Source organism: Deinococcus apachensis DSM 19763 (genome assembly GCF_000381345.1).
Classification (GTDB): domain Bacteria; phylum Deinococcota; class Deinococci; order Deinococcales; family Deinococcaceae; genus Deinococcus; species Deinococcus apachensis.
Genome location: NZ_KB906406.1, coordinates 66,916 through 90,388, shown reverse-complemented (window position 1 = coordinate 90,388; position 23,473 = coordinate 66,916). Strand labels below are relative to the sequence as shown.

Annotated in this window: 23 protein-coding genes and 1 pseudogene; 15 read left to right on the top strand and 9 right to left on the bottom strand. The window is 69.0% G+C overall.

Features of this window, described 5'->3' with window-relative positions; genetic code table 11:
* Positions 1 to 3: 3 nt before the first annotated feature.
* Positions 4 to 960, bottom strand: coding sequence for an ABC transporter substrate-binding protein (locus F784_RS0113855; protein WP_026332478.1), 957 nt, complete (start codon positions 958 to 960; stop codon positions 4 to 6).
* A gap of 203 nt (positions 961 to 1,163) precedes the next feature.
* Between F784_RS0113855 and F784_RS0113850 the strand changes: the two genes are divergently transcribed.
* Positions 1,164 to 2,021, top strand: coding sequence for a hypothetical protein (locus tag F784_RS0113850; protein ID WP_019587327.1), 858 nt, complete (start codon positions 1,164 to 1,166; stop codon positions 2,019 to 2,021).
* A 140-nt stretch (positions 2,022 to 2,161) separates the two neighbouring features.
* On the opposite strand, the gene F784_RS23185 is transcribed toward F784_RS0113850, so the two are convergent.
* A complete protein-coding gene (locus tag F784_RS23185) occupies positions 2,162 to 4,156 on the bottom strand; it encodes an alpha/beta hydrolase family protein (protein WP_019587326.1) in 1,995 nt (664 codons plus the stop codon).
* Positions 4,157 to 4,354: 198 nt separating this feature from the next.
* Between F784_RS23185 and F784_RS0113840 the strand changes: the two genes are divergently transcribed.
* The 4 genes from F784_RS0113840 to F784_RS0113825 all read left to right on the top strand — a co-directional run bounded on the left by F784_RS0113840 (position 4,355) and on the right by F784_RS0113825 (position 6,885).
* Positions 4,355 to 4,546, top strand: coding sequence for a hypothetical protein (locus tag F784_RS0113840; protein WP_019587325.1), 192 nt, complete (start codon positions 4,355 to 4,357; stop codon positions 4,544 to 4,546).
* An 88-nt stretch (positions 4,547 to 4,634) separates the two neighbouring features.
* Entirely contained in the window at positions 4,635 to 5,738 is a 1,104-nt protein-coding gene (locus F784_RS0113835; RefSeq protein ID WP_019587324.1) for a M20 family metallopeptidase, read from the top strand.
* Between the two features lie 89 nt (positions 5,739 to 5,827).
* Positions 5,828 to 6,130, top strand: coding sequence for a hypothetical protein (locus F784_RS0113830; RefSeq protein WP_019587323.1), 303 nt, complete (start codon positions 5,828 to 5,830; stop codon positions 6,128 to 6,130).
* A 215-nt stretch (positions 6,131 to 6,345) separates the two neighbouring features.
* Complete coding sequence (locus tag F784_RS0113825) at positions 6,346 to 6,885, top strand: DUF4142 domain-containing protein (RefSeq protein ID WP_040383216.1); 540 nt, start codon at positions 6,346 to 6,348, stop codon at positions 6,883 to 6,885.
* A gap of 335 nt (positions 6,886 to 7,220) precedes the next feature.
* On the opposite strand, the gene F784_RS0113820 is transcribed toward F784_RS0113825, so the two are convergent.
* A complete protein-coding gene (locus F784_RS0113820) occupies positions 7,221 to 7,874 on the bottom strand; it encodes a PIG-L deacetylase family protein (protein ID WP_019587321.1) in 654 nt (217 codons plus the stop codon).
* A gap of 75 nt (positions 7,875 to 7,949) precedes the next feature.
* Here F784_RS0113820 and F784_RS0113815 point away from each other — a divergent pair, with 75 nt between their 5' ends.
* The 6 genes from F784_RS0113815 to F784_RS0113790 all read left to right on the top strand — a co-directional run bounded on the left by F784_RS0113815 (position 7,950) and on the right by F784_RS0113790 (position 12,604).
* Positions 7,950 to 8,945, top strand: coding sequence for a GNAT family N-acetyltransferase (locus tag F784_RS0113815; protein WP_019587320.1), 996 nt, complete (start codon positions 7,950 to 7,952; stop codon positions 8,943 to 8,945).
* Complete coding sequence (locus F784_RS0113810) at positions 8,942 to 9,910, top strand: GNAT family N-acetyltransferase (protein WP_019587319.1); 969 nt, start codon at positions 8,942 to 8,944, stop codon at positions 9,908 to 9,910. The genes F784_RS0113815 and F784_RS0113810 overlap by 4 nt, the downstream gene beginning before the upstream one ends.
* A complete protein-coding gene (locus F784_RS0113805) occupies positions 9,907 to 10,866 on the top strand; it encodes a GNAT family N-acetyltransferase (RefSeq protein ID WP_019587318.1) in 960 nt (319 codons plus the stop codon). The genes F784_RS0113810 and F784_RS0113805 overlap by 4 nt, the downstream gene beginning before the upstream one ends.
* 58 nt (positions 10,867 to 10,924) lie before the next feature.
* Positions 10,925 to 11,617: a hypothetical protein gene (locus F784_RS0113800; RefSeq protein WP_019587317.1), complete on the top strand. Its 693-nt coding sequence runs from the start codon at positions 10,925 to 10,927 to the stop codon at positions 11,615 to 11,617.
* A 79-nt stretch (positions 11,618 to 11,696) separates the two neighbouring features.
* The gene (locus F784_RS0113795) at positions 11,697 to 12,242 is read left to right on the top strand and encodes a VUT family protein (protein ID WP_019587316.1); all 546 of its coding nucleotides are present in this window, start codon (positions 11,697 to 11,699) and stop codon (positions 12,240 to 12,242) included.
* Positions 12,239 to 12,604 carry a hypothetical protein gene (locus F784_RS0113790; RefSeq protein WP_019587315.1) on the top strand — a complete coding sequence of 122 codons (366 nt, stop codon included), beginning with the start codon at positions 12,239 to 12,241 and terminating at the stop codon, positions 12,602 to 12,604. Before F784_RS0113795 ends, F784_RS0113790 begins: the two co-directional genes overlap by 4 nt.
* Before the next feature lie 257 nt (positions 12,605 to 12,861).
* Here the strand turns inward: F784_RS0113790 and F784_RS0113785 are convergent, their stop codons facing one another.
* From F784_RS0113785 to rimO, 6 genes are all read right to left on the bottom strand, one after another.
* Complete coding sequence (locus F784_RS0113785) at positions 12,862 to 13,980, bottom strand: prepilin peptidase (protein WP_019587314.1); 1,119 nt, start codon at positions 13,978 to 13,980, stop codon at positions 12,862 to 12,864.
* A gap of 150 nt (positions 13,981 to 14,130) precedes the next feature.
* On the bottom strand, positions 14,131 to 15,483 hold the full coding sequence (locus F784_RS0113780; protein WP_019587313.1) for an alginate O-acetyltransferase AlgX-related protein: 1,353 nt from the start codon (positions 15,481 to 15,483) through the stop codon (positions 14,131 to 14,133).
* Between the two features lie 8 nt (positions 15,484 to 15,491).
* On the bottom strand, positions 15,492 to 16,658 hold the full coding sequence (locus F784_RS23180; RefSeq protein ID WP_019587312.1) for an alginate O-acetyltransferase: 1,167 nt from the start codon (positions 16,656 to 16,658) through the stop codon (positions 15,492 to 15,494).
* An 8-nt stretch (positions 16,659 to 16,666) separates the two neighbouring features.
* On the bottom strand, positions 16,667 to 18,085 hold the full coding sequence (locus tag F784_RS0113770; RefSeq protein WP_019587311.1) for an MBOAT family O-acyltransferase: 1,419 nt from the start codon (positions 18,083 to 18,085) through the stop codon (positions 16,667 to 16,669).
* A gap of 11 nt (positions 18,086 to 18,096) precedes the next feature.
* On the bottom strand, positions 18,097 to 18,693 hold the full coding sequence (locus F784_RS0113765; protein ID WP_245557869.1) for an alginate O-acetyltransferase AlgF: 597 nt from the start codon (positions 18,691 to 18,693) through the stop codon (positions 18,097 to 18,099).
* 80 nt (positions 18,694 to 18,773) lie between these two features.
* Positions 18,774 to 20,240, bottom strand: a complete 1,467-nt coding sequence (gene rimO, locus F784_RS0113760) for a 30S ribosomal protein S12 methylthiotransferase RimO (protein WP_019587309.1) — start codon at positions 20,238 to 20,240, stop codon at positions 18,774 to 18,776.
* Positions 20,241 to 20,400: 160 nt separating this feature from the next.
* Here rimO and minD point away from each other — a divergent pair, with 160 nt between their 5' ends.
* From minD to F784_RS0113740, 4 genes and pseudogenes are all read left to right on the top strand, one after another.
* The gene (minD, locus tag F784_RS0113755) at positions 20,401 to 21,201 is read left to right on the top strand and encodes a septum site-determining protein MinD (protein WP_019587308.1); all 801 of its coding nucleotides are present in this window, start codon (positions 20,401 to 20,403) and stop codon (positions 21,199 to 21,201) included.
* Position 21,202: 1 nt separating this feature from the next.
* Positions 21,203 to 21,460: a cell division topological specificity factor MinE gene (minE, locus tag F784_RS0113750; protein ID WP_019587307.1), complete on the top strand. Its 258-nt coding sequence runs from the start codon at positions 21,203 to 21,205 to the stop codon at positions 21,458 to 21,460.
* A 247-nt stretch (positions 21,461 to 21,707) separates the two neighbouring features.
* Positions 21,708 to 22,649: a helix-turn-helix transcriptional regulator gene (locus tag F784_RS23175; protein ID WP_019587306.1), complete on the top strand. Its 942-nt coding sequence runs from the start codon at positions 21,708 to 21,710 to the stop codon at positions 22,647 to 22,649.
* Positions 22,541 to 23,464 (top strand): annotated as a pseudogene (locus tag F784_RS0113740) (SDR family NAD(P)-dependent oxidoreductase); the annotation flags it as partial. The gene F784_RS23175 and the pseudogene F784_RS0113740, both read left to right, overlap by 109 nt.
* Between the last annotated feature and the right edge of the window lie 9 nt (positions 23,465 to 23,473).

The window sequence follows — 23,473 nt, the reverse complement described above, 5'->3', positions numbered from 1 at the left end:
TCCTCAACGAACGGTCTTGCTGATCAGGCTGTTCGTGTAGAAGGCGTCGGCCTTCGTTCCGGCGGGAAGGCTCCCCTGCTTGACGAGCGCGGCGATGGCGCGGGTCCAGGCGGAGGGGTCGCTGGCGCCCAGGCCGTTCGCGCGGGTGTAGGCGCTCTGGATGAGCGGGGTACTGGCCCTCAGCACGTCCAGCGTGCCGCCCCCCGTGCCGAAGACGGGCTGCGCGAGCTTGAAGGCGCGGGCGGGGTCCGTCACCGTGAACTTCAGCCCGCGCTGCGAGGCGCGCACGACTTTGCGGGCGAGATCCCCGGTCAGCGTCTTGTCGAGCGTGATCAGGCCGGAGCCCACCATCGGGTAGGCGCCCGAGATGTCCAGGGTGTAGACCTTTTGCCCGGCGTTGCGAAGCTGCACGACCTCGTTGTTCACGAAGCCCACCGCCGCGTCCACCCGGCCCGCCCGCACCGCGTCGAGTTGGGTGAAGCCGATGGAGGCGAGGCGCACGTCGCGGCCTTCCTGCAAGTCGGCACTGTCGAGCAGGGCGCGCAGGGCGGCGTAGCTGCTGCCGAAGGTGCCGGGAATCCCGACCGTCTTGCCCTTCAGGTCGCTGGCCCGGTTCAGGGGCTTGGTGCTGAACACGGTCACGGGTGACTTCTGGTACATCGCCATCACGTAGCGGACAGGGGCGCCCTGGTTGCGCGCGAAGATCGCGTCCTCGGGGTCGCCCACGATGAAGTCGAGCTTGCCCTGCAGGAGCAGCGGCATCAGTTCGGAGACGTAGCCGTGCTGGAACTTCACGTTCAGGCCCTCGGCGCGGAAGTAGCCCAGCTTGTCGGCCACGTAGAAGGGCGTGAACTGCACGTTGGGGAGGTAACCCAGCCCAATGTTCACGGTACGGGGGGTGCTCTGCGCGCCCGCCGTGGCGGCGGCGAGCAAGGCGAGGAGGGAAAGCGCACGCTTCATGAGGGCGAGTATAGGGAGGTCCGGTGACGCGACCATGACCCACCTCGCGGTCCGGGGTTGTCGTGCCGTTACTCACCCAGCCTTGGGACGATCTATCGGTGCCCGGCCGCTTCCGCCCCGGGATGGTAGACTCCGGGGTGCCCTGCATAGGCAAGCGGGCCAGTTGGGCCACCACATGAACGGGGCGCAGGGAAAGGAAGATCATGACCGACGACAGCAGGCAGCACACCCCGGACGAGACCCCGGAGGAACTGCGCGACATTTTGCCCGAGCTTCAGGGCGAGCCCGACGAGGACCCCGTGCTGGATGCACAGGAGGCCGAGGAAGAGGGCGTGGTGATCGCCGCGATGGACAGCGGCAACGTGGAAGACGAGGACGAGAGCGGCGAGGGTGAAGAGGGCGAGGACGAGTACATCGACGCCGACGACCTGCTCGCCGTGCTGGGCGAGATGAAGGAGATGCTCGAAGCCCAGAGCAAGGAAATCCGCGGCCTGCGCCGCGAGATGCGCGAACTGCGCGAGAGCCAGGGTGCTCAGGGCGGCGGTTTCCGTCCCCGCGAGGACCGGGGCGGCCAGGGTGGCGGTGACCGGGGCGGCTTCCGTCCGCGTGAGGACCGCGGCGGCTTCCAGGGTGGTGGCGACCGCGGCGGGTTCCGCGGTGACCGTCAGGAGGGCGGCTTCCGCCCCCGCGAGGACCGTTTCCAGGGTGGCGGTGACCGGGGCGGCTTCCGTCCCCGCGACGACCGTCAGGGCGGTGGCTTCCAGGGTGGCGGTGACCGTGGTGGGTTCCGTCCCCGCGACGACCGCGGTGGTCAGGGTGGCGGTGGCTTCCGCCCCCGCGAGGATCGCGGTGGCTTCCAGGGTGGCGGTGACCGTGGTGGCTTCCGTCCGCGCGACGACCGCCAGGGTGGAGGCTTCCGTCCGCGCGAGGACCGGGGCGACCGCAACTTCGGCGACCGCGAGTTCCGTCCCCGCGACAGCGGCGATACGGGCGGCGAGGGGTTCCGGCCCCGTGCCCGCGCCGACCGTGGCTGGGGCAACAAGCGCCGCGACGAGGAATAAGCCAAGCTAGAGAAGAGGGCCGGGGAGCGATTCCCGGCCTTCTCCTTTGGTTCCCAGAGCATGGGACGAAAGCATCCCCGGGCGTGATGTGGGGACCCTTCGCCCTGCTCAGGGTGACTACTGTTCCGTTGTCCCGAGTCCTACGCGCTCATCTCCGCCACACGCTGCTCGCCCGTCTCCGTCCCCAGCAGCCAGCGGTCGAGCCAGCCCAGGTATTCCTCCAGCCGTTTGATTCGGCGGTCCGGACGGCCTGAGCGGCTCAGCTCGTGGTCCTCGCCGGGGAAGCGCACGAAGCGGACGGGCACGCCGTGCAGCTGCAGCGCCGCGTACCACTGCTCGGCCTGCTCGACCGGGCAGCGGTGGTCGAGGACCGAGTGAACGATCAGGGTGGGGGTGCGGACGTTCTCCACGTCCTTCAGCGGGCTCATATCCCAGAGTTTCAGGGCGTCGGCGCGGCGGTGGAAGTTCAGCCCCAGCTCGTCGTCCCAGAAGCGCATCCCGATGTCGGAGGTGCCGCCGAACGAGAGCAGGTTGCAGATCGAGCGGTCCGTGATCGCCGCCTGGAAACGGTCCGTGTGCCCGGTGATCCAGTTCGTCATGTAGCCGCCGTAGGAGCCGCCCATCACGCCCGAGCGGGTGCTGTCGAGTTCCGGGTGCGCGGCCAGGCAGGCGTCGAAGAAGGCCATCAGGTCCGCCATGTCCACCGTGCCCCAGCGCCCGTGGATGTCGGAAGACCACGCCTGCCCGTAGCCCACGCTGCCCCGCGGGTTGCCGTAACACACGCCATAGCCCCGCGCCGCGAGGAGCTGGAACTCGTGGACGAAGGCGTGCCCGTAGGCGGTGTGCGGCCCCCCGTGGATGGTCAGCAGGGCGGGCGCCCGCTCCCCGCCGTCCGGCAGCAGGACCCAGCCCTCCCCCTCGCCGAGTTCATTGCTGAAGGTCACATGCTCCGGCCCCCGGGCGGGGAAGGGGAGGCGGCTGTGCAGGTTCGTCACCCGAGTGCCGTTCAGCTCCACCTCTGGGAAGCGGTCGGCCCGCTCGCGGATCAGGGCGGTGCTCCCTCCCCGCGCGGTGAAGGCGGGAACGACTGCCTCCGGGTCGTGGTCCTGAGCCGTTACCGTGCCGTCCAGCCCCACACGGAAGAGGCCGCAGGAGCCGCCCACCGTGCTGGAGACCAGTAACGTCTCCCCGTCCAGCCAGACGGGGCGCTCGGGGAAGGCTCCCACATGACAATCCCCGCCGACGAGGTTGCCGATGGGGCGGTCCCAGCCCTCGTCCAGTCGCCGCCACGAGCCGCCCGGCTCGACCAGGAAGAGGTGCGCGTCCTCGGGGCTACCCTTGCCCTCGGGGCGACCGACGAGGGCGAACCGCTCGCCGTCCGTGTGGGGGATGACCGAGTTGATCGCCGAGTTCCAGCAGGAGACCCGGGTGCGCTCGCCGCTCAGGAGCAGGGTGTCCGCCTCCTGCCGCCACTGGGCCGCGTCCTCCTCGGTGGAGCTGGAGACGAGGAGGACTCCGCGGCTATCCGGCCACCAGGCGTAGGCGGCGACCTCCACCTCCGGGACGAGCCATTCGTGCAGTTCCTCAGTCGCCACCTCGTAGCGCCACAGCCGAGCGGGGCGCTCGGGCAACCAGTCGCGCCCGTTGAAGCGGTAGCGCGGTCGGGTGATGACCCGCGCCTCGCCGCGTTCGTCGCGTTTGTCCTCGTCGTCCCCAGTGCTCAGGAAGGACAGGAAACGCCCGTCCGGGCTCCACTGCACGTCCTGCACGCCGCCCTTAAAGCGCGTGACCCGCCTCGCCTCCCCGCCCGTCAGGGGCAGCAGGAAGAGTTGCCCCTTCTCACCATGCTCCTCGCGGACGAAGGCCAACGTCGCCCCGTCCGGCGACCAGCGCGGCGAGGTGTCGCGGCCCTCCCCGCGGGTGAGTTGCCGCGCCGCCCCCCCGTCCGAGAGGTAGAGGTGCGAGCGGTAGCGGGGCCGGGCGAACTCGGGGTCGGGCTTCTGGGGGTCCTCCTCCTCTATCCGGGACAGGACGAAGACAGCGCGCTTCCCGTTCGGGCTGACCTGCGGGTCGGAGGGAAAGGCGAGGGCGAGCAGACTCTCCGGGCCGGGCTGGGCAGGGCTGGGCTGCGACATACCGCAGTCAAGCACACGTTCCGTTCTGTACAGCCCGGCCCACGCGCCTCATGAGCCTTCGCTCAAGGGAAAGGGCACCGGCTCTCGCCCTTTCCAGAGGGAGAAAACCTACGCTGAAGGCACCGGAAGCTTTCGGACTCCCTGCCAAAGAGCACGTGCGTGGCGCTTCATACTTTCCACTCCGCCCGGAGGAACTGCATGGACGAACTCCTCTGCACCTGGGTGCCTGGAACCATCGACATCGTTCGGTTGAAAGTCTCGGGCCGCACCATCGAGCTGACGAGTACCCGGCTGGCCCGCATCTTCGGGTCGCGGGCGCTGGACGAGCTGTACCTCAAGGGCCGCGCGGTCCTGAAGGCCAACCCGCAACAGGTCGCCCTGCTCGCCTGAGACGAACCTTTCGCCGCCCCGCATCCGACCCGCGGGGCGGCGCTCTGTTCTGACTCAGAAGGACAGAAGAGCTTCGTCGCCGGATAGCATGGGCGGCATGGAGCCCAACCTTCAGGCCATGCTATCCGACCTGCGCGCCCTGGTGGAGATCGAGTCGCCCTCGACCGACCCGGTCGCCGTGAGCCATGTGATGGACGCGGTGGAGGGCCGGGCGAAGGGCCTGGGCGCAGTCAGCCACGCGCTGCCCGGCGGAACACGGCGCTTCGACTTTGGGGTGGACGGCACGGAACGGCCCTTGCTCGTCCTGACCCACGCCGACACGGTCTGGCCCACCGGCACGCTAAGCACCATGCCCTTCCGGATAGAGGGGGAGCGCGCCTACGGCCCGGGCACGTACGACATGAAGGCGGGCATCGTGGGCCTGCTGCACGCGCTGCGTGGTCTGGGGGGCGAGTGGCCGCGCGGCGGCGTGCAGGTTCTGCTAACCCCCGACGAGGAGATCGGCAGCCACAGCAGCCGGGAGGCCATCGAGGCCGCCGCCCGGGGTGCCCGCGCCGTTTTGGTCGTCGAGCCGCCCGTCGCCGACAGCCACGCGCTGAAGGTGGGCCGCAAGGGGGTGGGCAGCTTCCGGCTCACCTTTCGCGGCGTCGCCTCGCACGCGGGCAACAAGCCGGAGGAGGGAGCGAGTGCGGTCACCGAGGCAGCCCGCGCGGTGCTGGAGGTGCAGGCCCTCGCCCGGCCGGAGGTGGGGACCACCGTCAGCGTCGGCCTGATCCGGGGCGGCAGCGCGGTGAACGTGATCCCTGCCGAGTGCGTGTTCGAGGTGGACGTGCGGGTCTCCACCGCGGCAGAGGCGGAGCGCGTCAATGCCGGAGTCGCGGCCCTGCGGCCCCTGGACCCGCGCGTGCGGCTGGAGGTGACGGGCGGCCTGAACCGCCCCACCTTCGAGCGCGGCCTGGGGACGGAGGCGCTGTTCGCCCGCGCGCAAACCATCGCCCGCGACCTCGGCTTCGAGATCGGCGGCGAGGTCGTGGGGGGCGGCAGCGACGGCAACTTCACGGCGCCGCTCGCCCCCACCCTCGACGGTCTGGGCGCCCCCGGCGACGGCGCCCACGCCGCGCACGAACACGTCCGCCTCGACCGCTGGCCCGATCACGTGCGGCTGCTCACGCGCCTGCTGCGGGAAGTGTAAGTGGGGGCAAGGGGGGCCGTGTGCGGTACGCCGGTCCCCTCTTCCCCCCTCGCACCAGGTTCCGTGTACCGCGCCCCCAGGGAGACCCCATGTTCAACCTCTTCGGCAAGAGAAAAGCCCCCGCCAGCCCCTACGTGAAGCAGGACGACCCGCAGACCTTCCGCGTGCGCGTCCGCACCCGGCCCCACGGCGAGGTCGTCGAGTTCCGCTTCACCAAGGCCGCCCACATCGGCGCGGACGACGAGGGCGGCTACCTGTTCCGCAAGTCTGTCGTCAGCCCGTCCCACTTCGACCGCGGGGAGCTGCTTGTGCGCTTCGACTCGCGCTACAACGTGACCGCCACCGAGGGCGAGGGCGTGGAGTTCATTCCGGTTCGCGAGTGGGAGGATTGAAGAGTTACTGTTGAGCCTTCGATTGTTTGAACCGTTTTTATTGATCTATATCGGTGGGAGGAACCGTAGAACCTGATACCATTCGATGTTCATGTCACAAAATGACTAACGCTTCCTCCATAGCGACTTACGGTGGAATGAAGGCGGCCTGATTTCACCTCATCGCGGAACCTGCCAAGCTAACGGGGCTTATTCCTAGGCTTGGAGGCCTCACCATGAATAGACGTCTTGCTGTTTCCGCGTTGACCCTCTCGTTTGCCCTCTCGACGGCCTTTGCCGGTGGTTCGGCCCAGGCGCCCCTCGGTCCCGTCACCACCGCCCAGGTGTCCAACGACTCGGACGTGCTCGCCATGGAAGTCATGTCCATGAGCAACCTCACCGAGATCACGACCTCGCAGCTCGCCCTGCAAAAGAGCAGCAATCAGGCGATCCGGGCCTTCGCCCAGCAGATGATCACCGAGCACACCCGGGCGCAGGCCGAGCTGAGCAACCTCGCCGCGCAGAAGGGCATCCGCATCGCCGACAAGCCGGGCGCCGACCAGCGGCTGCAATACAACCGGCTGACCACGCTTTCGGGGGCCGCCTTCGACGCCGCCTACAAGAACGTGCAGGTGAACGGCCACGCCATGACCCTCGCGCTGATCCAGACCTACCGCTCCATTGGCAAGGACCCCCAGGGCCTCGCCCTCGCTGCCAAGATGCAGCCCGTCGTGGCCCGCCACCTGGAAGAGGCTAAAGCGCTGCCGGGGGGCTGAAGGTTAGCCATTTGGACGAAAGGAGCCTGGGTGCGTCCCGGGCTCTTTTTCTGTGCGGGATCAGTGGAGCGGGGGCGCTGTTGTTCTCGCTCTCCCCTCGTGGGAGAGGGTCGGGGTGAGGGGGCGTGTAACCCGCTTGAGCGTCTGCAAAATGACCTGTCTCGTCTACTGGCCGCGCCTCAGGGCGTGCCCGCTCACCCCCTCCCAAGGGGGAGGAGATCTTTGCCTTTCCGGACGGCTTTTTTCTTCGGTAAGAGCCCTTCGTGCATCACTCGGCCCGCAAGGGGGAGGAGCTCTGGATACGGTCAGGCGCACGCTTTTTCCGTCGGTACAGCCTACCCCCCGACCTCGTAGAACGTCTCCTCGGTGATGCGTTCGGGGAACTTGCGGATGAAATCCACGGTGCTCAGGGCCTGGGTGCGGTGGCAGGCGATGGCCTGGAGCTTGCGGCGAATATGGCGCGTCACGTCGCGGCGGAGGTTGGGGGGAAGCCAGGCGGGGCGCAGGTCCTCGCGCTCGGGAGGTGTGGCGCTGGCGTAATACCACAAGCGGGGGCGGTTCTCAGGCGGCAGGGCCTCCCACACTTCCCGCACGGCCCGGTGGGTGGTGACGTGGTCGGGGTGCCCGTTGCTGCCGTTGGGGGGGAAGGTCAGGACAATCTCGGGGTTGTGCCGCATCATCGCTTCCCGCGTCACTCTTGCCAGCTCCTCCAGGGGCTGGTCCTTCAGGTACTTGTCGGGAAAGGTGTGCTGCTCGTGGACGGTCAGACCGATCACGTCCAGGCACGCTTTCAGCTCGGCCTGGCGCATCCGGGCGAGTTCCTCGGGACCCTCGGCCAGCCCCAGCGTGCGCCCCGCCTCGCCGCGCGTGAGGGTGACGAGGCCGCAGCGGTGCCCCTCCTCCAGCAGGTCCATCAGGGTGCCCGACGCCCCGTAGACCTCGTCGTCGGGGTGGGGCACGATTAGCAGGAGTTTCAGGCGATCCGTCATGCGGCCCAGGATAGGCCCGGGAGGTAGGCGCTGTGGCCGATGTGTCTCCTGACGAGCCCGGTACAGGATGGTGCTGTGACTGTTGCTTCTTTTGTCCTGCGCGACCTGCGTAAACCGGACGACTTCCCGGACGTGGCCGCCGTGCTGACCGCCTCCGATCCCGAATGGCCCGTGACCCCCGAGCTGCTGAAAACCTGGGACGAGGCCCATGATCCGGACCTCTTCCGAACGGAACTTGTCGCCGAGCAGGGGGGCCGCGTGGTGGGCGTGGGCCGGATCGGGCACGACGACTTCGCCTTCGAGGAATGGCGCTACTGGGGCAGCCTGAGCGTGCATCCTGAAGCGCGGGGGCTCGGCATAGGCGGGGCGCTGTACGAGGAACTGCTCTCGCGGGTGCGCTCACGCGGGGCGAGGGAGGTCCGCACCATGCTTACCGACCAGCCGCATCACGCACCGGGCCGCGCCTTTCTGGAGCGCCGGGGGTTCCGCGTGGTCTGGGAGCGGTACGAGTCGCGGCTGGACACTAACGCGGTGGACTTGGGCCGGTTCGGCCCCCTGCTGGCGAACGTCGCGGCCCAGGGCATCGAGTTACGGAGCATTGCCGAACTCGCCGCCGACCCCCAGCGTGACCGGCGGCTGTGGGAACTCGACTGGCTGCTCTTCCAGGATGTGCCGATGGGGAATACCCTGACCAAGCGGCCCCTGGGGTCGTGGGTGAAGCAGGAGCTGGAGGACCCCACCTTCGCGCCGGAGCTGTCCTTCGTGGCCGTTCGGCCCGAACTGGACGACCCCCTCACCGGCCCCTACGTCGGCTACACGACGCTGATGCGGAATCCGGCGGGCTTCTATGTGATCGGCATGACCGGTGTGCGGCGCGAGGACCGGGGCCGGGGTGTCGCCAAGGCGCTCAAGGTGGCGGCGATGCGGGCCCTGAAGGAGGCGGGGGGCGGCGAGATTCGCACCATGAACGACCCGCCCAACAAGGCCATGCTGGGCATGAATGAGGCGCTGGGCTTCGTGCGCGGCCCCACCCACCTGCGCTACGAGCTGCGGCTGGAGGGGGAGGCATGAACGTCCGCGAGGCGACCGAGGCCGACCTGCCGGTGCTGGCGAGGATCATGAATGCGGTCAATCCCCGCCACCCCCTCACGGCCGAGCTGCTGGGGCACGAGTTGCGAAGCCTGCGGGAGCATCCGCTGAACCCTTACGTGGGCGTCTGGCTCGCCGAGGAGGACGGGCGGGCGGTGGGCACGGGGTTCCTCATGCAGCCCCCCGGCATGTTCCACCCCGGCCGCTACTGGGCCGAGGTGATGGTGCTTTCGGAGGCGACGGGCCGGGGAATGGGCCGTGCCTTGGCGGACGTGCTGGAGGCCTGCCTGGAGGCGCGCGGCGCCCAGGAGGTTCAGGCGGGCGCCTACGAGGACGAGCCCCGCGGCCTCGCGTTCCTGACCCGGCGCGGTTTTACCGAGACGCTGCGCTATTTCGACAATGTGCTCGACCTGACGGCCTTCGATCCGGCCACCTGGACTGGGGAGGCGCAGTTGCCGGAGGGCCTGCGCGCGGTCAGCCTCGCCGAGCTGATCGCCGAACAGGGGGAGGACGCCGCCTGGCGGGCCTACCACTCGGCCTTCGGGGAGATACGGGAGGACGTGCCGCGCACGGGCGAGGCGACGCCCCTCCCCTTCGAGGCGTTCCGGGAGCGGGGGGAGGGGCCGACCTTCCTGCCTTGGGGGGTGCTGCTCGCCGTGACGGACGTGGGCGAGGTCCTGGCGCTGACGGAAATGTACGCTGACTCGACCGACGCCACCCGGATCAACACCGGCCTGACCGGCACCCGCCGCGCGTGGCGTCGCCGGGGCCTGGGCCTCGCGCTCAAGCTCGCCGCCCTGGGGGTAGCCCGGGAGCGCAGGATTCAGACCGTCTGGACGAACAACGCGACCACGAACCTCCCCATGCTCGCCCTGAACGAGCGGCTGGGCTTTCGTCCCCGGCCCGCCTTCATCGAGATGCGGCGCGGGAGCGTGGAGGGGGTATGACGCCCACCGTCCGGCCCATCCGCGACCCCGAATGGGACGCCGCCGCCCGGCTCTGGACCCTCGCGGTGCCGCACGACCCCTTCAGCGCGGGGGACTTCCGCAAACGCGCCGCCGAGCAGGAGGGGTGGGGGTACACGGCCTTCACCCTCGTGGCACTGGAGGGCGAGGAGGTCGTGGGCCTCGCCTCGGTGTACCAGAACCCCGGCATGTACCACCCGCAGCGTTTCATGCTCGAACTCGCCGTTCACCCGGAGCGTCAGTGGAGAGGAGTGGGTGGAGCGCTGTGGGACGCGATGCGGGCGGAACTCGTCCGGCACGGCGCCCAGGCCGTCCGCACGAGCGCCCGGGAGGACCATCCCCTCGCCCCCGGTTTCCTCGCCCGGCGTGGATTCGTGGCGGGGAGCCGGTATTTCACGAGCGCGCTGGACCTCTCCGCCTTCGACGAGGCGCCCTACCGAGCTTTGGAGGACCGGCTGGCCCGGCAGGGCGTGCGCGTTCGCAGCCTGCACGAGCTGCGGGAGACCAGAGAGCCCGACCTGCCCGCGCGCCTCCACACCCTGATGAGCGACGTGCGCCGGGACGTGCCCCGCTCCGAGCCCGCCACGCCGCTGAGCCGCGAGGTGTTCGAGGAGGCGGTCCTCGGCGACCCCGGCCTGCTCCCGGAGGCCTACCTGATCGCCGAGGACGCGGGCGGCGCGTGGGTCGGGCAGACCACGCTCTTCCGCACCGAGGCAAGCCCCGACCTGCTCACCGGTCTGACAGGCGTGACGCGGGCGGCGCGCGGGCAGGGGATTGCAACCCTGCTCAAAGTCCACGCCCTGCGCGTGGCCCGGACCCTCGGCGCTCCCGCCGTCCGCACCGACAACGCGAGCGACAATGTGCCCATGCTCACCATCAACGACCGCCTGGGCTTCGTGCGGGACCCGGCAAGCGTGAGCTACCTGCTGGAGTTCTGAGCTTCCGGGGCGATACTCGGGACGTGCCCACTCCTCCCTCCCGCCCCTGCTCCAAGCCATGCTGCTGAGCATCGACTGGGACGCCTTCAGCGGCACGCGGGAACTCGTGTTCGACGCGCCGGTCTGGGGCACCCGCGACCGCGAGCCCGACCGGCTGGAGGCGTGGCGGGAGCGGGCTCGCAGGCGTGACCTGGCGGCATCCGGCTGGACGGGCCTGGACGCCGACTTCCCCCTTTATCCCGGCTGGGAAGGGTTGGAGCGCTACGCCGGAATTCCGGCCACCGTGACCCTCACCCATGCGGACGCCTGGGCCTGGCTCGAAGCCTTTCCCGGACAGGACGTGCTGAACGTGGACAGCCACCACGACCTCGCCAGCCTGAGCGGGGACGCGGGGCGCTTAAGGCCCGGGAACTGGGCGGGGCTGGGACTGCGCTCGGGACGGATCGAACGCTACACCTGCCTCTACCCCGACTGGCACGCGGGACTGCCCGTCGCGGAGGGATTCGACCTGGCGCGGACCCGGAATGAAGTTGCGCCCCTCCTCCCCCCCGACGTGTTGGAGCGCGTGACCCTCACCCGCATGACTTCCCCCGGCGCAGGCCTCCCCGACCCGGGCCAGGTCACTGCCGTCCTGCTCGTGCAGTCGCCCGCCTGGACGAATCCGGCGCATGACGCAGCCTTCCTGCGGCTGGCCCGCGCCCTGCGCGCCGTGCCCCTCACCCCGCCGCTTGCCCGCTCAGGGTCGGCCTGACCCCATTTCCCAGACTGCCGGACCTGCTACCCTCGGCGCTGGCCCGTGACCTGTCCTGTCGCTGTGGCCGGAGGACGCCATGACCATTCCTGTTGCTGGCCGTATACCCCTGCTCCTGACCCTTCTCTACGCGGGCAGCATTCTGCTCGCCAACCTGACGCTCAACCAGTTCATCCCGCTCCCCGTGTTCGGGTTGCTGAGCGTGGGCACCATCTTTTTCGCGGCGGTCTTCACCCTGCGCGACCGTATCCACCGGGCGGGCGGGCTGAAGGCTGTTTACATCGCCATCGCCGCCGCGCTGATCGTCAACACGCTGGCGGCCCTGCTGGTGGGCACGCCCTGGCGCTTCATCGGCGCGTCGTTCCTGGCGATCCTGGTGGGCGAGCTGGCCGACACCGCCGTCTACCAGCGCCTGATCGAGAAGAGCTGGTGGACCCGCGTGCTCACGAGCAACGCCGTGAGCGTGCCGCTCGACTCCATCCTGTTCACGCTGCTGGCCTTCTACGGCACCATGAGCGGGCGTGACATCGCGCAGATCATCTTCGCGGACATCCTCGCCAAGTACACCATCGCCGCCCTGTTCGCCTTCCGGGTGCGCCACGCCGCCCGCGCCGCCGCCTCGTGAGTGACGCCGCGCCCCTACTGAAGACGATTGCCAACGCCAGGCCGGGCCTGGCCACGGTCGTCGAGCACGTCCTGCACCTGCCCGAGCTGTGCCCCGCCAGCCACAACCCGGCGCCGGGCAGTACATTGACCCTGCGCTACGAGGCCGGAGAGCGCCTGCTGGAACTCTTCAGCCTGGACACCTACGTCGACGCCTTTGTCGCCCACCCGGTCGTGCGGGACATGGAGTTGTTCGTGCAGACGGTGGCGCAGGACGCCGCGAACGCCGCCGGAGTCGAGGTGACCGCCCTCGCCGACGTGCGCCTCAACCGCGTGCGGCAGGGTCAGCGCGTGACGGTGGTGGCGGTGCCCGAGTTGCAGTGAGGGCGGATTCCGCCGAGTACCCGAGTACATGGCCGACTCTTTCCCGAGACGTGTGGTGCAGTGGCTGGAGAAGAGGCGAGGCGGGACACCGGCAATTCGCCGCCCGAACGACGAGGACGACGGCGTGGGGGTTCCCGTGCCCACCGGGCCACGTCCCCGGCGCGGAGGGGCGCGGGCCAGACCGCCTCAGGAGCCGGTCCAGAAATAACGAGAGCGGGGCAGCCACGAATCGAGGGCTGCCCCGCTCCCTCCTTCTTTTACAGTCCCAGCATGCCCCGGTAGGCCGCCACCAGGCCCCCACCCCAGATCAGCGCGACGACGGCGCCCAGCGCCAGGTAGGGGCCGAACTTCACCCGGTTCTCGCGCCGCAGGGCGAGTTGCGCCAGGCCCATCACGGCGCCCGCCACCACGGCCACGACGAGCGCGACGAGCAGCCGCTCCCACCCCAGGAACACGCCGATCACGGCGGCGAGCTTCACGTCCCCGAAGCCCATCGCCGAGGGGTCGAAGGGGGCGTCGGCCTCCGACTCTGGTTCACGCTTCAGCCACCAGTACACGCCCGCCACCAGGGACGCGGCGCCCGCGGCGGCCAGAGCCCCCTGCACCATCAGGATCAAACCGGGTCCAAAGCCCGTGCCCCCCAGCGCCACGCTGACGAGGAAACCGCCCAGGGTGACAATCTCTGGAATACGGACGACCCGCCGCGCGGCCAGGTTGAGCCCCGCCGAGACGAGCGCCGCCGCCAGCCCCCACCATGGCCCCAGCCAGGCCCCCGCCAGCAGGGCCAGCGCGATCTGCTGGTAGCCGATGGGCCGCTCGGGGTAGTTCCGCTCGCGGAAGCGCCGCAGTACCCACGACCCGATCAGGTCGATGGTCACGAGCAGCCCTGCACCCAGCAGCGCTCCCTGCACGGCCCCGGCAAAGGTGGGCAGCCCTCCCGCCGCCGCCCCCGAGCGGGTGTTCAGCCACGCCAGTGCCAGCCCCAGCACCACCCCCGGCAGCGTCAGCTCATCGGGAATGGTGTACGTGTCGAGGTCGATGGCGCTCGCCACGAGGAGCAGCGTGAACAGCAGCATCAGCCCCAGGGTGCCCGCCCCGAAGGTCGTGAGGGGGAACAGCGCCGCGATGACCGCGTAGCCCGCGCCCGTCAGCAGTTCGATCACCGGATACCGAGCCTTGATCGGCGCCCGGCAGTAACGGCACCGCCCGCCCAGCCCCAGCCACGAGACGACGGGCACGAGGTCCAGGGGGGAGAGGCGGTGGTCGCAGCTTGGGCAGTGGCTGGGCGGGAAGGCGATATTTTCCCCGCGTGGCAGCCGCCAGATCAGCACGTTCGAGAACGACCCAACGAGCAGGCCGAACACGCCAGCGAACATCACGAGGAGAACGTCAGGGCTCACGGGCAGAGTCTAGGGTGACCGGCCTGACAGGGACCTCGCAAACTCCCTAGGGAGGGCAGAACTGGCGGCGTCGGCAGCTAGCCCTTCCCAGAAGAGGCGTGCGGATTCCGGCCAAGCGCTCTTCCGTCAGGGGGAAGAGAGGGCACCCTCTGCGTTGCCCACATCGACCGAGCACACCTCCGCGTAGCCCGCGGTGGGTTTGCGGCCGTCGATGGCGATGGAGGCCTCCAGGGGTGTCCGGCCGACGGCGGCCAGGCTGTAAAAGTCGTTGCGGCTTCCCCGGAAGTAGTCGGCCGACACGCGCCAGTTCTCCCAGCGCATGGGCGAGCCGTCCGTGTACTTCCCCCGCACCTCCAGGTAGTTGGTGGTCTCGTTCGTGTGGATGTGGATCAGTTTCCGGGCGGCCGTTTGGGGAAGCGTGCCGAAGGTAATCTTGTCCTGCCCGGCGGGGTAGTCCACCCGGGCCAGCCGCGTCCTGTCGGTGCAGGAGAGCAGCGCCGCCGTGGCCTGGTTGTAGTCGAAGGCGTTGTTGGAGAGCCACCCCATAAAGGGAACGACGATGAATTTGGGGAGCTTCTCCCTCACCCTGGGGTCCGCCAGGTAGCCGTAGAGGGACAGCAGCGGCCCGGCCCCCGCCGACGAGTAGTTGACCGTCTTCAGCCCCGTCCTGTATTCCAGCAGGGGACCGAAATTGCTGTCGGGAAACCCCTGCCCGAAGCTGTCCCCGAAGATGCCGATGACGTCGTCCTCGTCGCCCAGCAGGGACTCGTTCTCCTCCTCGTAACGGGCCTGGTAGCTGGTCATCTGCGGCAGCTTCTGCCCACAGACATCCTCGAAACGCTTGCCGTAGGAACCGGTGAAGGAGCTGCCCCTGGTGAGGGTGAGCGTCCCCTTCTTGGTGGGCAGCTCCAGCTGCCGGTCCCTGATGATCCCCGCGATCAGGTCCGCCGTCTCCTGCGCCGCCTTCTCCGCGCCCGAGGTGGTCCAGTGGTGGTCGCGCGGGTAGAAGAAATCCTCGCCGCGGGCGCCGGGCTTGAACGCCAGGATGTCGGGCAGCAGGTCGACGACGTGGGCGCCCGTTCCCCGGGCGGACGCGATCATCTTGTCCCAGCTCTGCACGAACTTCTGGCTGGAGAAGTCGAGCCGCGGATAGGAGGTCAGGTCCAGGCTCCCCGCGTACTTGATGGCGCGGGAGGGAACGGGAACGAGGATGAGTTCCGAGCCTCTGGCCCGGAACGTGTTAACGAGGAGGGTGAGCTGGTCTAGGCCCTTGAACTCATACGTGTCCTGAAACTCGGGGCTCTCGAAGATAAAGCCGTCCTGGCCGAAGAGCTCGAAATTCCCCTTGCCGTCGTAATTGCTGGACTTGGCGCAGCCCTGGAGGGGTGCTGGGATTTCGCTGGCCTTCGCGGGCGTCTCCTGGGCAGAGCCGAGGCCGAGCAGCAGGCTGGAGGACAGCAGGAATCCTGAAATATTCATGTGGCTCCTCAGGAGGGGGGTGTGCCGGGAGTCTCCCGCGCATGGGAGGCGGCTCCGGCGTTGTCCAGTCCTGGGTAGTCTACCCGCAGGTACCGTTCGGGAATCTCCCAGATCACCACCTGGGGAGGACTGGAGGTGCGTTCCGGGCTCCGCAGGTAGTCGCGCATGGGCAGGAAAGGCCCGCGCCCCTGATCGGCGACGTTGAGCACCTCGGTGCCCAGCGCCTGCTGGAGCTGCCCGGCGAAGTCCCACACATTGGCCGAACTCGCCGCGCTGTAACTCGTCCCCACCAGGGTGACGGCGATGCCCTCGTCACCCAGCAGGCCCCCGCCGCCGCTCACCCGTTCGGTCGACCGGGCCCGGACCCAGTCGGAGGTGGACGGCGCCCGCTCGGCCCCCGGCAGGTAGCGCAGCAGGTCGCCCGGGTAGATCGCCGGGGCGGCCCGCGCCGCCCTGAAGTCCCCTGCGGGAAACTCCAGCCCCAGCGCCCGCACCTGCGAGGCGACCGCCCGGGCCGCCACGCCCGCTCCATCCGGAGTCCAGTGGGTATCCGTTCGGAAGAACAGGTTTGGACCGTCCCCCGTCTTCGCCCACCGCAACGCCGCATAAAGGTCGGGGGCAATGATGCCCTCGGCCTCCAACCCGCGGCGGAAGGTCTCGTACTGGGTGGCTTTGGCCGCCGGGACACGGACGCCCCCGAGGTGCGACGAATACAGCCGGGCCTTGGAGGGGACCAGCGCCACCACGAGCCGCGCGCCGTCCCGCGCCAGGTCGCGCCGCACCTCCCCCACATACCTCAGCTTGTCCCGCAGCTCGCGGGCGTCGGCCGGGGCGGTCTCGAACTCCTCACTGGTGTACAGCCAGCCGTCCCGGCCCACCACGGCCCCCGGCCGGGCCTCCCCGAAGAGGCGGTACTGGGCGCCGCCCCACAGGTCGAGCGCAGGGCGGCGCCACGGAACGTCCGCGTCCAGGCCCTTCTCGTAGGCGGCGGTCCACTGGCCGGTCGTGACGTTCTGATCCTGGGGCACCGTGCGCGCCCCTGGCGAGGTCAGGGTCAGTAGGGCGCCCACCCCCAGCACGGCCAGGAGAAACAGGCCGGGCAGCCAGTGCAGCACCCCGGGAACCGCGTGCCCCTGACCGTCGTTCTTGACATAATCCCGCGCGAATTCGGTCACCGGCGACCTCAGAACTGGAAGTAGAGAAAGGGAGTGTAGGACTGGGCGCTGAGTTTCAAGATCGCCAGCACGAAGAGGGGCAGCAGGGCCGTGGTGGCCGCCACGGCGAGGCGGGGGCGCAACAGGCGGCTGCCCACATCACCCACCCGCTCACCCCAGACCGGGGCCACGTAGACCAGCACGGTGGCGACGAGCATCGTGACGAGTTCGCTGGGCCGCACCTGCCAGGCCAGCGTGTCGGAGAGGCCCGCGCCGTTGAGCCCCGTCATCCCCCGGTACATCCCGAGGGCGTCCATCACACTGTCGGCCCGGAACATCACCCAGCCCAGGATGACCAGCAGCATCGTGCCCGGGATGGTCAGCCACGCGGGGGAGGGCTTCCAGAGCTGCGCTTCCTTCATCCGGCGCTCGGTGGCGAGCAGGCCGCCGTGCCACATGCCCCACAGCAGGAAGGTCCAGTTGGCCCCGTGCCACAGCCCGCCCAGCACCATCGTCAGGAAGAGGTTGAGATAGGTCCGCGCCCGTCCCTTGCGGTTGCCCCCCAGGCCGATATACAGGTACTCGCGCAGCCAGGAGCTGAGACTCATGTGCCAGCGCCGCCAGAACTCGGTGATGGAGCGGGAGATGTAGGGATGGTTGAAGTTCTCGGGGAACTTGAAGCCCATCATCGCGGCCAGCCCAATCGCCATGTCCGAGTACCCGCTGAAGTCGAAGTAGAGCTGCAGGGTGTAGGCCAACGCTCCCAGCCAACTGTCGGCCAGCGTGGGGTTGGGCTGGTTGAAGGCGGCGGTGACGAGCGGGGCGATGGAATCGGCGATCAGAACCTTCTTGGCAAAGCCGGTCATGAAGCGGGTGGCGCCGTAGCTGAACCCTTCCAACGTATGGGTACGGTGCCGGAACTGGTCGGCGAGCAGGTTGTACTTCAACACGGGACCGGCGATCAGGTGCGGGAACAGGGCGATGAAGGCGGCGAAGTCCAGCAGGTGGTGGGTAGGGGGCTCCTCGCGGCGGTACACGTCCACCAGGTAGCTGATGGCGTGGAAGATGAAGAACGAGAGGCCGATGGGCAGCAGGATCGGCGCCCACGAGAAGGGGGCGAAGCCCAGGCTGGTGATCGCGGCGTTGAAGCTCTCCACCCCGAAGTTCGCGTATTTGAAGTACGCGAGCGCCCCCAGGTTCAGCGCGACGGCGACCGCCAGGATCTGGAAGCGGCGCGCCCCCTCGGCCCGCCCCAGGGCGAGCGCGAAGACGTACGCGGCCAGCGTCACGCCGACGAGCAGCCACAGGAAGTCGAGCCGCCACCACCCGTACAGGGCGTAGCTGCCCACCAGAATCCACCCCGAGCGCCAGCGGAAGGGCAGGAGGTAATACACCACCAGGAAGGCGGGCAGGAACAGGAACAGGAAGACGTTGCTGCTGAAAACCACGTCTGCCCTCCCTAGCGGGTGGTGGTACTCGCAGTCAGCGTGGCTCCGGTATCGGTCACCACGACGGCGTAGGCCTTGCCACGTTCGAGCCGGACCGCCTTCATCACGTTCAGGCTCTTCGGCCCGGCAAAGGCCGCCAGGTCCACGGTGATGCCGTTGACAGCCCGGTTGCCGCTAGTGCCCGGCTTCACGTCCTGAATGACGGTCGTCTTGCCATCCGCCGTTTTCAGGTCCACGCTGGGCAGGTTACTGAGGTTGTACACCACCAGCAGGGCCTTGGCCCGGTTGTCGGCGGGGGCGTCGGGCAGCAGGCTCAGCTTGCCGCCGTGCAGGACCACCGTGTAGAACTTGCCCGCCTCGACCCTGAACTTCTGGCTGGCAGCACCGGCCTTGACACTTACGTCGCCCTGGGGAATCACCACGTAGGTGCTCACGGCCCCCTTGTCCGCCACCACGCTGCGGGTCCCGAGCGTCGCCGTCGGAGCGCCCGCGACACGCACGAAGGCACTGTTGCTGGGGGGCGCGGGGTCGTACAGCCCTTCCTGTTGTGCGGCAGACGTGGAAAGCGTCGCCATGACGAGCATGGCCGCAAGAGGCTGTCTGGGCATGGGCTCAGGGTAGGTATCCGGCGCTACCAAAACGTAAAAGGGAGGTCCGGATGACCTCCCCTTGCGGACATTTGATCCGGTCAGTGGCGCCCGAAATGCCCGAGCTGCGGCACATTCGGCCGCCATTCGGGCCGCGCCACGACCTCCCCGTAGAGGTCGTACTCGTCACTGTCCTCGATGCGGGCCCGCACGACGTCGCCAACCTTGATCTGACCCGCTAACTCGCCCGCGTACAGGTACACCTGCCCGTCGATGCCCGGCGCGTCGCCCTTGGTGCGGCCGATCAGGCGGGTGCCCGGCTCATCCCCCTCGTCGTCGTTGAACTCGTCGATGATCACGTCCATCACGCAGCCTACCTTCTCGGCGAGTTTCTCGGTGCTGATTCGCTGGGCGACCTCCATGAAGCGGGCGAGGCGTTCCTGCTTGATCTCCTCGGGCACGGCGCCGGGCAGCGCCTTCGCGTCCGCCTCCTCCACGTCCGAGTAGGGGAAGGCACCCACACGGTCGAGGCGAGCCTCCTCCAGGAAGGTCAGCAGCTCCTGGAAGTCCTCCTCCGTCTCACCCGGGAAGCCCACGATGAAGGTCGAGCGGATGACCAGCTCCGGGCAGATTTCGCGCCAGCGGCGGATGGTGTCGAGCTGCTTGCCGCCCCCAGGCCGCCGCATCAGCTTCAGGATTCTGGGCGAGGCGTGCTGGAGGGGCACGTCGAGGTAGGGCAGGATCTTGCCCTGCGCCATCAGCTCCACGATCCGCTCCACATGCGGGTACGGGTAGACGTAGTGCATCCGCACCCACGCGCCCATCTCGCCCAACTTCTCCGCCAGGTCAGTGAGATGCGCGCGAACCTGCCCGCCCTGGAACTCGCTCTCGCGGTAGCGCACGTCCACCCCGTACGCGGAGGTGTCCTGCGAGATGATCATGATTTCCTTCGTGCCGCCCGCAATCAGTCGGTATGCCTCGTACAGCACCGAGCCCGCGTCCCGGCTGACCTGCCGCCCACGCAGCTTGGGGATGATGCAGAAGGCGCAGGTGTGGTTGCAGCCCTCCGCGATCTTCACGTAGGCGTAATGCCTGGGCGTGAGTTTGACGGAGGGGGCGAGCAGGTCGTCCAGGCTCCCGTTCCGCATCCCCGGGGCAGCAACCGGAAGAAGGCCCGTGAACGTGTCCGTCTCGATGGGCAGCAGCTCGCGCACGTGCCCCATCACATCGTCCACCGCCTCCGAGCCGGTGATCGCCGCGACCTTGGGGTGCCGCTCCAGAATCTTCTCGGGCCGCTCACCCAGGCAGCCCGTCACGATGACTTTGCCGGTCGCATCCAGCGCCTCGCCGATGGCGCTCAGGGACTCCTCCACCGCGGGCGTGATGAAGCCGCAGGTGTTCACGATCACGGCCTGCGCGTCCTCGTAGCTGGGGGCGACCTCGTAGCCCTCGGCGCGGAGCTGGGTCAGGATGCGCTCGCTGTCCACCAGGGCCTTGGGGCAGCCCAGACTGATAAAGCCGACTTTGGGAACCGCCACGGCGGGCGGCGTTTCATTCACACTCGTCATCTGTATTCCTCCACGCGGGCGCACCGCCGCGTGGGGACACGCCGGGTGCGAGACTCGACCGCGCAGTGTACAGGGTGAGGACGAGGGGAGGTGGAACCGGGGTCACAGGTTGGCAGCTCATCCGCCCGCTGCCCCCCCGCGCGGTACACTGCTGGGCAGCATGAATGCCAAGGTCATTGTCGTCACATCGGGCAAGGGGGGCGTGGGCAAGACCACGACCACCGCGAATATCGGCGCCGCGCTCGCCAAGCTGGGCGAGAAGGTCGTCGTCATCGACGTGGACGTGGGCCTGCGGAACCTCGACGTGGTGATGGGCCTCGAATCTCGGGTGGTCTTCGACCTCGTGGACGTGCTGGAGGGCAAGTGCCGCCTCTCCCAGGCCGTAATCCGCGACAAGCGCGTCGAGACCCTGTACCTGCTCCCCGCCTCGCAGACCCGCGACAAGGAGGCCCTCGACCCCGAGGTCTTCAAGGACGTGGTGCGCCAACTGCTGGAGGAGGAAGGTTTTGACCGCGTGCTGATCGACTCGCCCGCCGGGATCGAGTCGGGCTTCAAGACGGCGGCGGCCCCGGCCCAGGGCGCCCTCGTCGTGGTGAACCCGGAAGTCTCCAGCGTGCGCGACGCCGACCGCATCATCGGGCTGCTCGAAGCCCAGCAGGTGCGCGAGATTCGCCTCGTCATCAACCGGCTGCGGCCCAAGATGGTCGCCAGCGGCAACATGCTTTCGGAGGGGGACATCCTCGAAATCCTGGGCGTCAAGCCCATCGGGATCATCCCCGAGGACGACGGTATCCTGGTGAGCACGAACGTCGGCGAGCCCGCCGTGCTGGGTAAGACGAGGGCGGGACAGGCTTTTATGGACACCGCCCGCCGTCTGAAGGGCGAGGACGTGCCGTATCCCAACCTGGAGGAGAACCGCGGCTTCCTCGCGGCGCTGCGGCGCCTGTTCGGGGGGGCCTGATATGTTCTCGTGGCTGAACAAGCGGCGCAGCAAGGAAACGCTCAAGGACCGCCTGGAGCTGGTCCTCGCCTACGACCGCGCGCAGATCCCGCCCGGCAAGGTGGACGCCCTCCGCAACGACCTGCTGGAGGTCGTCAAGCGCTACTTTCCCGCCGGGAACAGCAACGTGGAAGTCGAGCAGCGCGGCGATCAGGTCGTGCTGATGGCGAGCATCGCCCTCCAGGAGATGGGGGAGAACACCGGGCGCCGCGAGCCGTAGGCGCTGGAATGCGGAAGGGGACCGGGGAAGGCTCCGGTCCTTTTTCGTGGAAGAAGCCCCCCACCCAACCCGCTCCCCAAGGGAAAGATTTTTTGACCTCTCTACCTGGGGGAGAGGGGCGCTGCGAAGCAGGGGGGTGAGGGGTCCCGGCCCCACCCAACACCTCGTCAAGCCACCGCTCCCCCCACCCCCCGAACCGGGCACAAACGGTCAGGCGGAATGGGGCGCTCAGGCGTACCCTGACCCCATGGGACGGACGCGCGAGAACCGGCTGGACGCCCTGCTGCACCTCCTTCTCTCGGAGCTAGGCGAGGGGCGCTGCGGCGCGGAGGCGGCGGTGGCGGTCCACCTCAGCCGTTCCCATGCGGCGCGGGCTTTCCGGCACCGCTTCGGGGAGAGCCCGGCCGCGTTCCGGCGCCGCCTGACGCTGGAGCGGGCGGCCTGGACCCTGCGGCGGACGGACGAGTCGGTGACGGCGGTGGCACTGGAGGCGGGCTTCGACAGCCTGGAGGCCTTTACCCGGGCCTTTCGCAGGGCCTACGGGGTCAGCCCCAGCCTGTACCGCCGCTTGGACCTACGGACCCACCACCTGCCCGCGCCGGGCGGCATTCACTTCCAGCCCCTCGGGGTCGCCCTGCACACGGAGGCTCACATGGACATCCTCGACCACCTGCTCGCTTTCGATGAAGCCTTTACCCGCCAGGCCATCGCCGCCGCCCGTACCCTTCCACCCGCCGCGCTCGATCAGCCGCTGGGCGAGGTGCAGCCGCTGGGATTCGAGAGCCCCGACCGTACCCTGCGTGACCTGCTCGACAAGCTGGTGTTCAACAAGGAGGTCTGGGTGGCCGCCGTGCGGGGCAGGGCGACGCCGGAGCGCGACCGGACACTGCAGGGGCTGCAAGCCCGTCTGGAGCAGGCCTTCCCCGCCTTCCGCGCCATCGCCCGCGAGGTGCAGGCCGAGAACAAGTGGCGGCAGACCTTCGTGGACGCCCTGTGCGAGCCCGCCGAGGTCTTTCCCTACGGCGGCGTGCTCGCCCACGTCCTGACGGTGGATGCTCACCGCCGACACATCCTGAGCGGGTGGTTGTGGAGGTTGGGCGTGCGGCTGGACCCCGATCCCATGCTGTTCGGTGGGCTCATCCCCGAGCCGCCCCGGCCACCCCTGCCCGCCGAGGAGGTGCGGCCTTGAGCGGTCCTCTCGCCGGAAAGGTGGCCGTCGTCGCCGGAGCCACGCGCGGCGCGGGCCGAGGCATCGCCACCGAACTGGGGGCCTCGGGCGCGACCGTCATCTGTACCGGCCGCTCCACCCACGCGGGCCTGAGCGACCTGGGCCGCGAGCGGGGCCGTCCGGAGACCATCGAGGAGACGGCCGACCTCGTGACGGCGGCGGGTGGGTGGGGAGTGTCCGTGCGCTGCGACCACCTGAACGAGGAGGATGTGAAGGCCCTGGCGGAGCGGGTGCGGGCGGATTTCAGCGGGCTGGATATCCTGGTGAACGACGTGTGGGGCGGCGAGCGGCACAGCGAGTGGGGGAAGAAGGCGTGGGAACTCGACCTGGGCAAGGCCCGCGCGCTGATCGAGGGCGGGCTGTGGACGCATGTGGTCACGGGGAAACATCTGCTCCCCCTCCTGCGACCCGGCGGCCTGATCGTCGAGGTGACGGACGGTGACTCGTGGTCCTACCGGGGCAACCTCGCCTACGACCTAGCCAAGACGGGCGTGATGAGGCTCGCTCAGGCCTGGGCGCACGAGCTGGAGGGGGACCCGCGCGGCATCACCAGCGTTTCCGTGACGCCCGGCTACCTGCGTTCCGAGGAGATGCTGGCCTATTTCGGGGTGGAGGAGACCCGCTGGCGCGACGCGGCCGCCCGGGACCCCAACTTCGCCGAGTCGGAGACGCCCCGCTTCGTGGGCCGGGGCATCGCCGCCCTCGCCGCCGACCCGGAGAAGCACCGCTTTGGTGGCCGTGCGCTCGCCTCCTGGACCCTGATGGACGAGTACGGCTTTAGCGAT

Bases quoted from the DNA above. Each gene is read 5' to 3' on its own strand.
- F784_RS0113855 (WP_026332478.1), bottom strand. From the start codon at position 960: ATGAAGCGTGCGCTTTCCCTCCTCGCCTTGCTCGCCGCCGCCACGGCG.
- F784_RS0113850 (WP_019587327.1), top strand. From the start codon at position 1,164: ATGACCGACGACAGCAGGCAGCACACCCCGGACGAGACCCCGGAGGAA.
- F784_RS23185 (WP_019587326.1), bottom strand. From the start codon at position 4,156: ATGTCGCAGCCCAGCCCTGCCCAGCCCGGCCCGGAGAGTCTGCTCGCC.
- F784_RS0113840 (WP_019587325.1), top strand. From the start codon at position 4,355: ATGGACGAACTCCTCTGCACCTGGGTGCCTGGAACCATCGACATCGTT.
- F784_RS0113835 (WP_019587324.1), top strand. From the start codon at position 4,635: ATGGGCGGCATGGAGCCCAACCTTCAGGCCATGCTATCCGACCTGCGC.
- F784_RS0113830 (WP_019587323.1), top strand. From the start codon at position 5,828: ATGTTCAACCTCTTCGGCAAGAGAAAAGCCCCCGCCAGCCCCTACGTG.
- F784_RS0113825 (WP_040383216.1), top strand. From the start codon at position 6,346: ATGAATAGACGTCTTGCTGTTTCCGCGTTGACCCTCTCGTTTGCCCTC.
- F784_RS0113820 (WP_019587321.1), bottom strand. From the start codon at position 7,874: ATGACGGATCGCCTGAAACTCCTGCTAATCGTGCCCCACCCCGACGAC.
- F784_RS0113810 (WP_019587319.1), top strand. From the start codon at position 8,942: ATGAACGTCCGCGAGGCGACCGAGGCCGACCTGCCGGTGCTGGCGAGG.
- F784_RS0113805 (WP_019587318.1), top strand. From the start codon at position 9,907: ATGACGCCCACCGTCCGGCCCATCCGCGACCCCGAATGGGACGCCGCC.
- F784_RS0113800 (WP_019587317.1), top strand. From the start codon at position 10,925: ATGCTGCTGAGCATCGACTGGGACGCCTTCAGCGGCACGCGGGAACTC.
- F784_RS0113795 (WP_019587316.1), top strand. From the start codon at position 11,697: ATGACCATTCCTGTTGCTGGCCGTATACCCCTGCTCCTGACCCTTCTC.
- F784_RS0113785 (WP_019587314.1), bottom strand. From the start codon at position 13,980: ATGTTCGCTGGCGTGTTCGGCCTGCTCGTTGGGTCGTTCTCGAACGTG.
- F784_RS0113780 (WP_019587313.1), bottom strand. From the start codon at position 15,483: ATGAATATTTCAGGATTCCTGCTGTCCTCCAGCCTGCTGCTCGGCCTC.
- F784_RS0113765 (WP_245557869.1), bottom strand. From the start codon at position 18,693: ATGCCCAGACAGCCTCTTGCGGCCATGCTCGTCATGGCGACGCTTTCC.
- rimO (WP_019587309.1), bottom strand. From the start codon at position 20,240: ATGACGAGTGTGAATGAAACGCCGCCCGCCGTGGCGGTTCCCAAAGTC.
- minD (WP_019587308.1), top strand. From the start codon at position 20,401: ATGAATGCCAAGGTCATTGTCGTCACATCGGGCAAGGGGGGCGTGGGC.
- minE (WP_019587307.1), top strand. From the start codon at position 21,203: ATGTTCTCGTGGCTGAACAAGCGGCGCAGCAAGGAAACGCTCAAGGAC.
- F784_RS23175 (WP_019587306.1), top strand. From the start codon at position 21,708: ATGGGACGGACGCGCGAGAACCGGCTGGACGCCCTGCTGCACCTCCTT.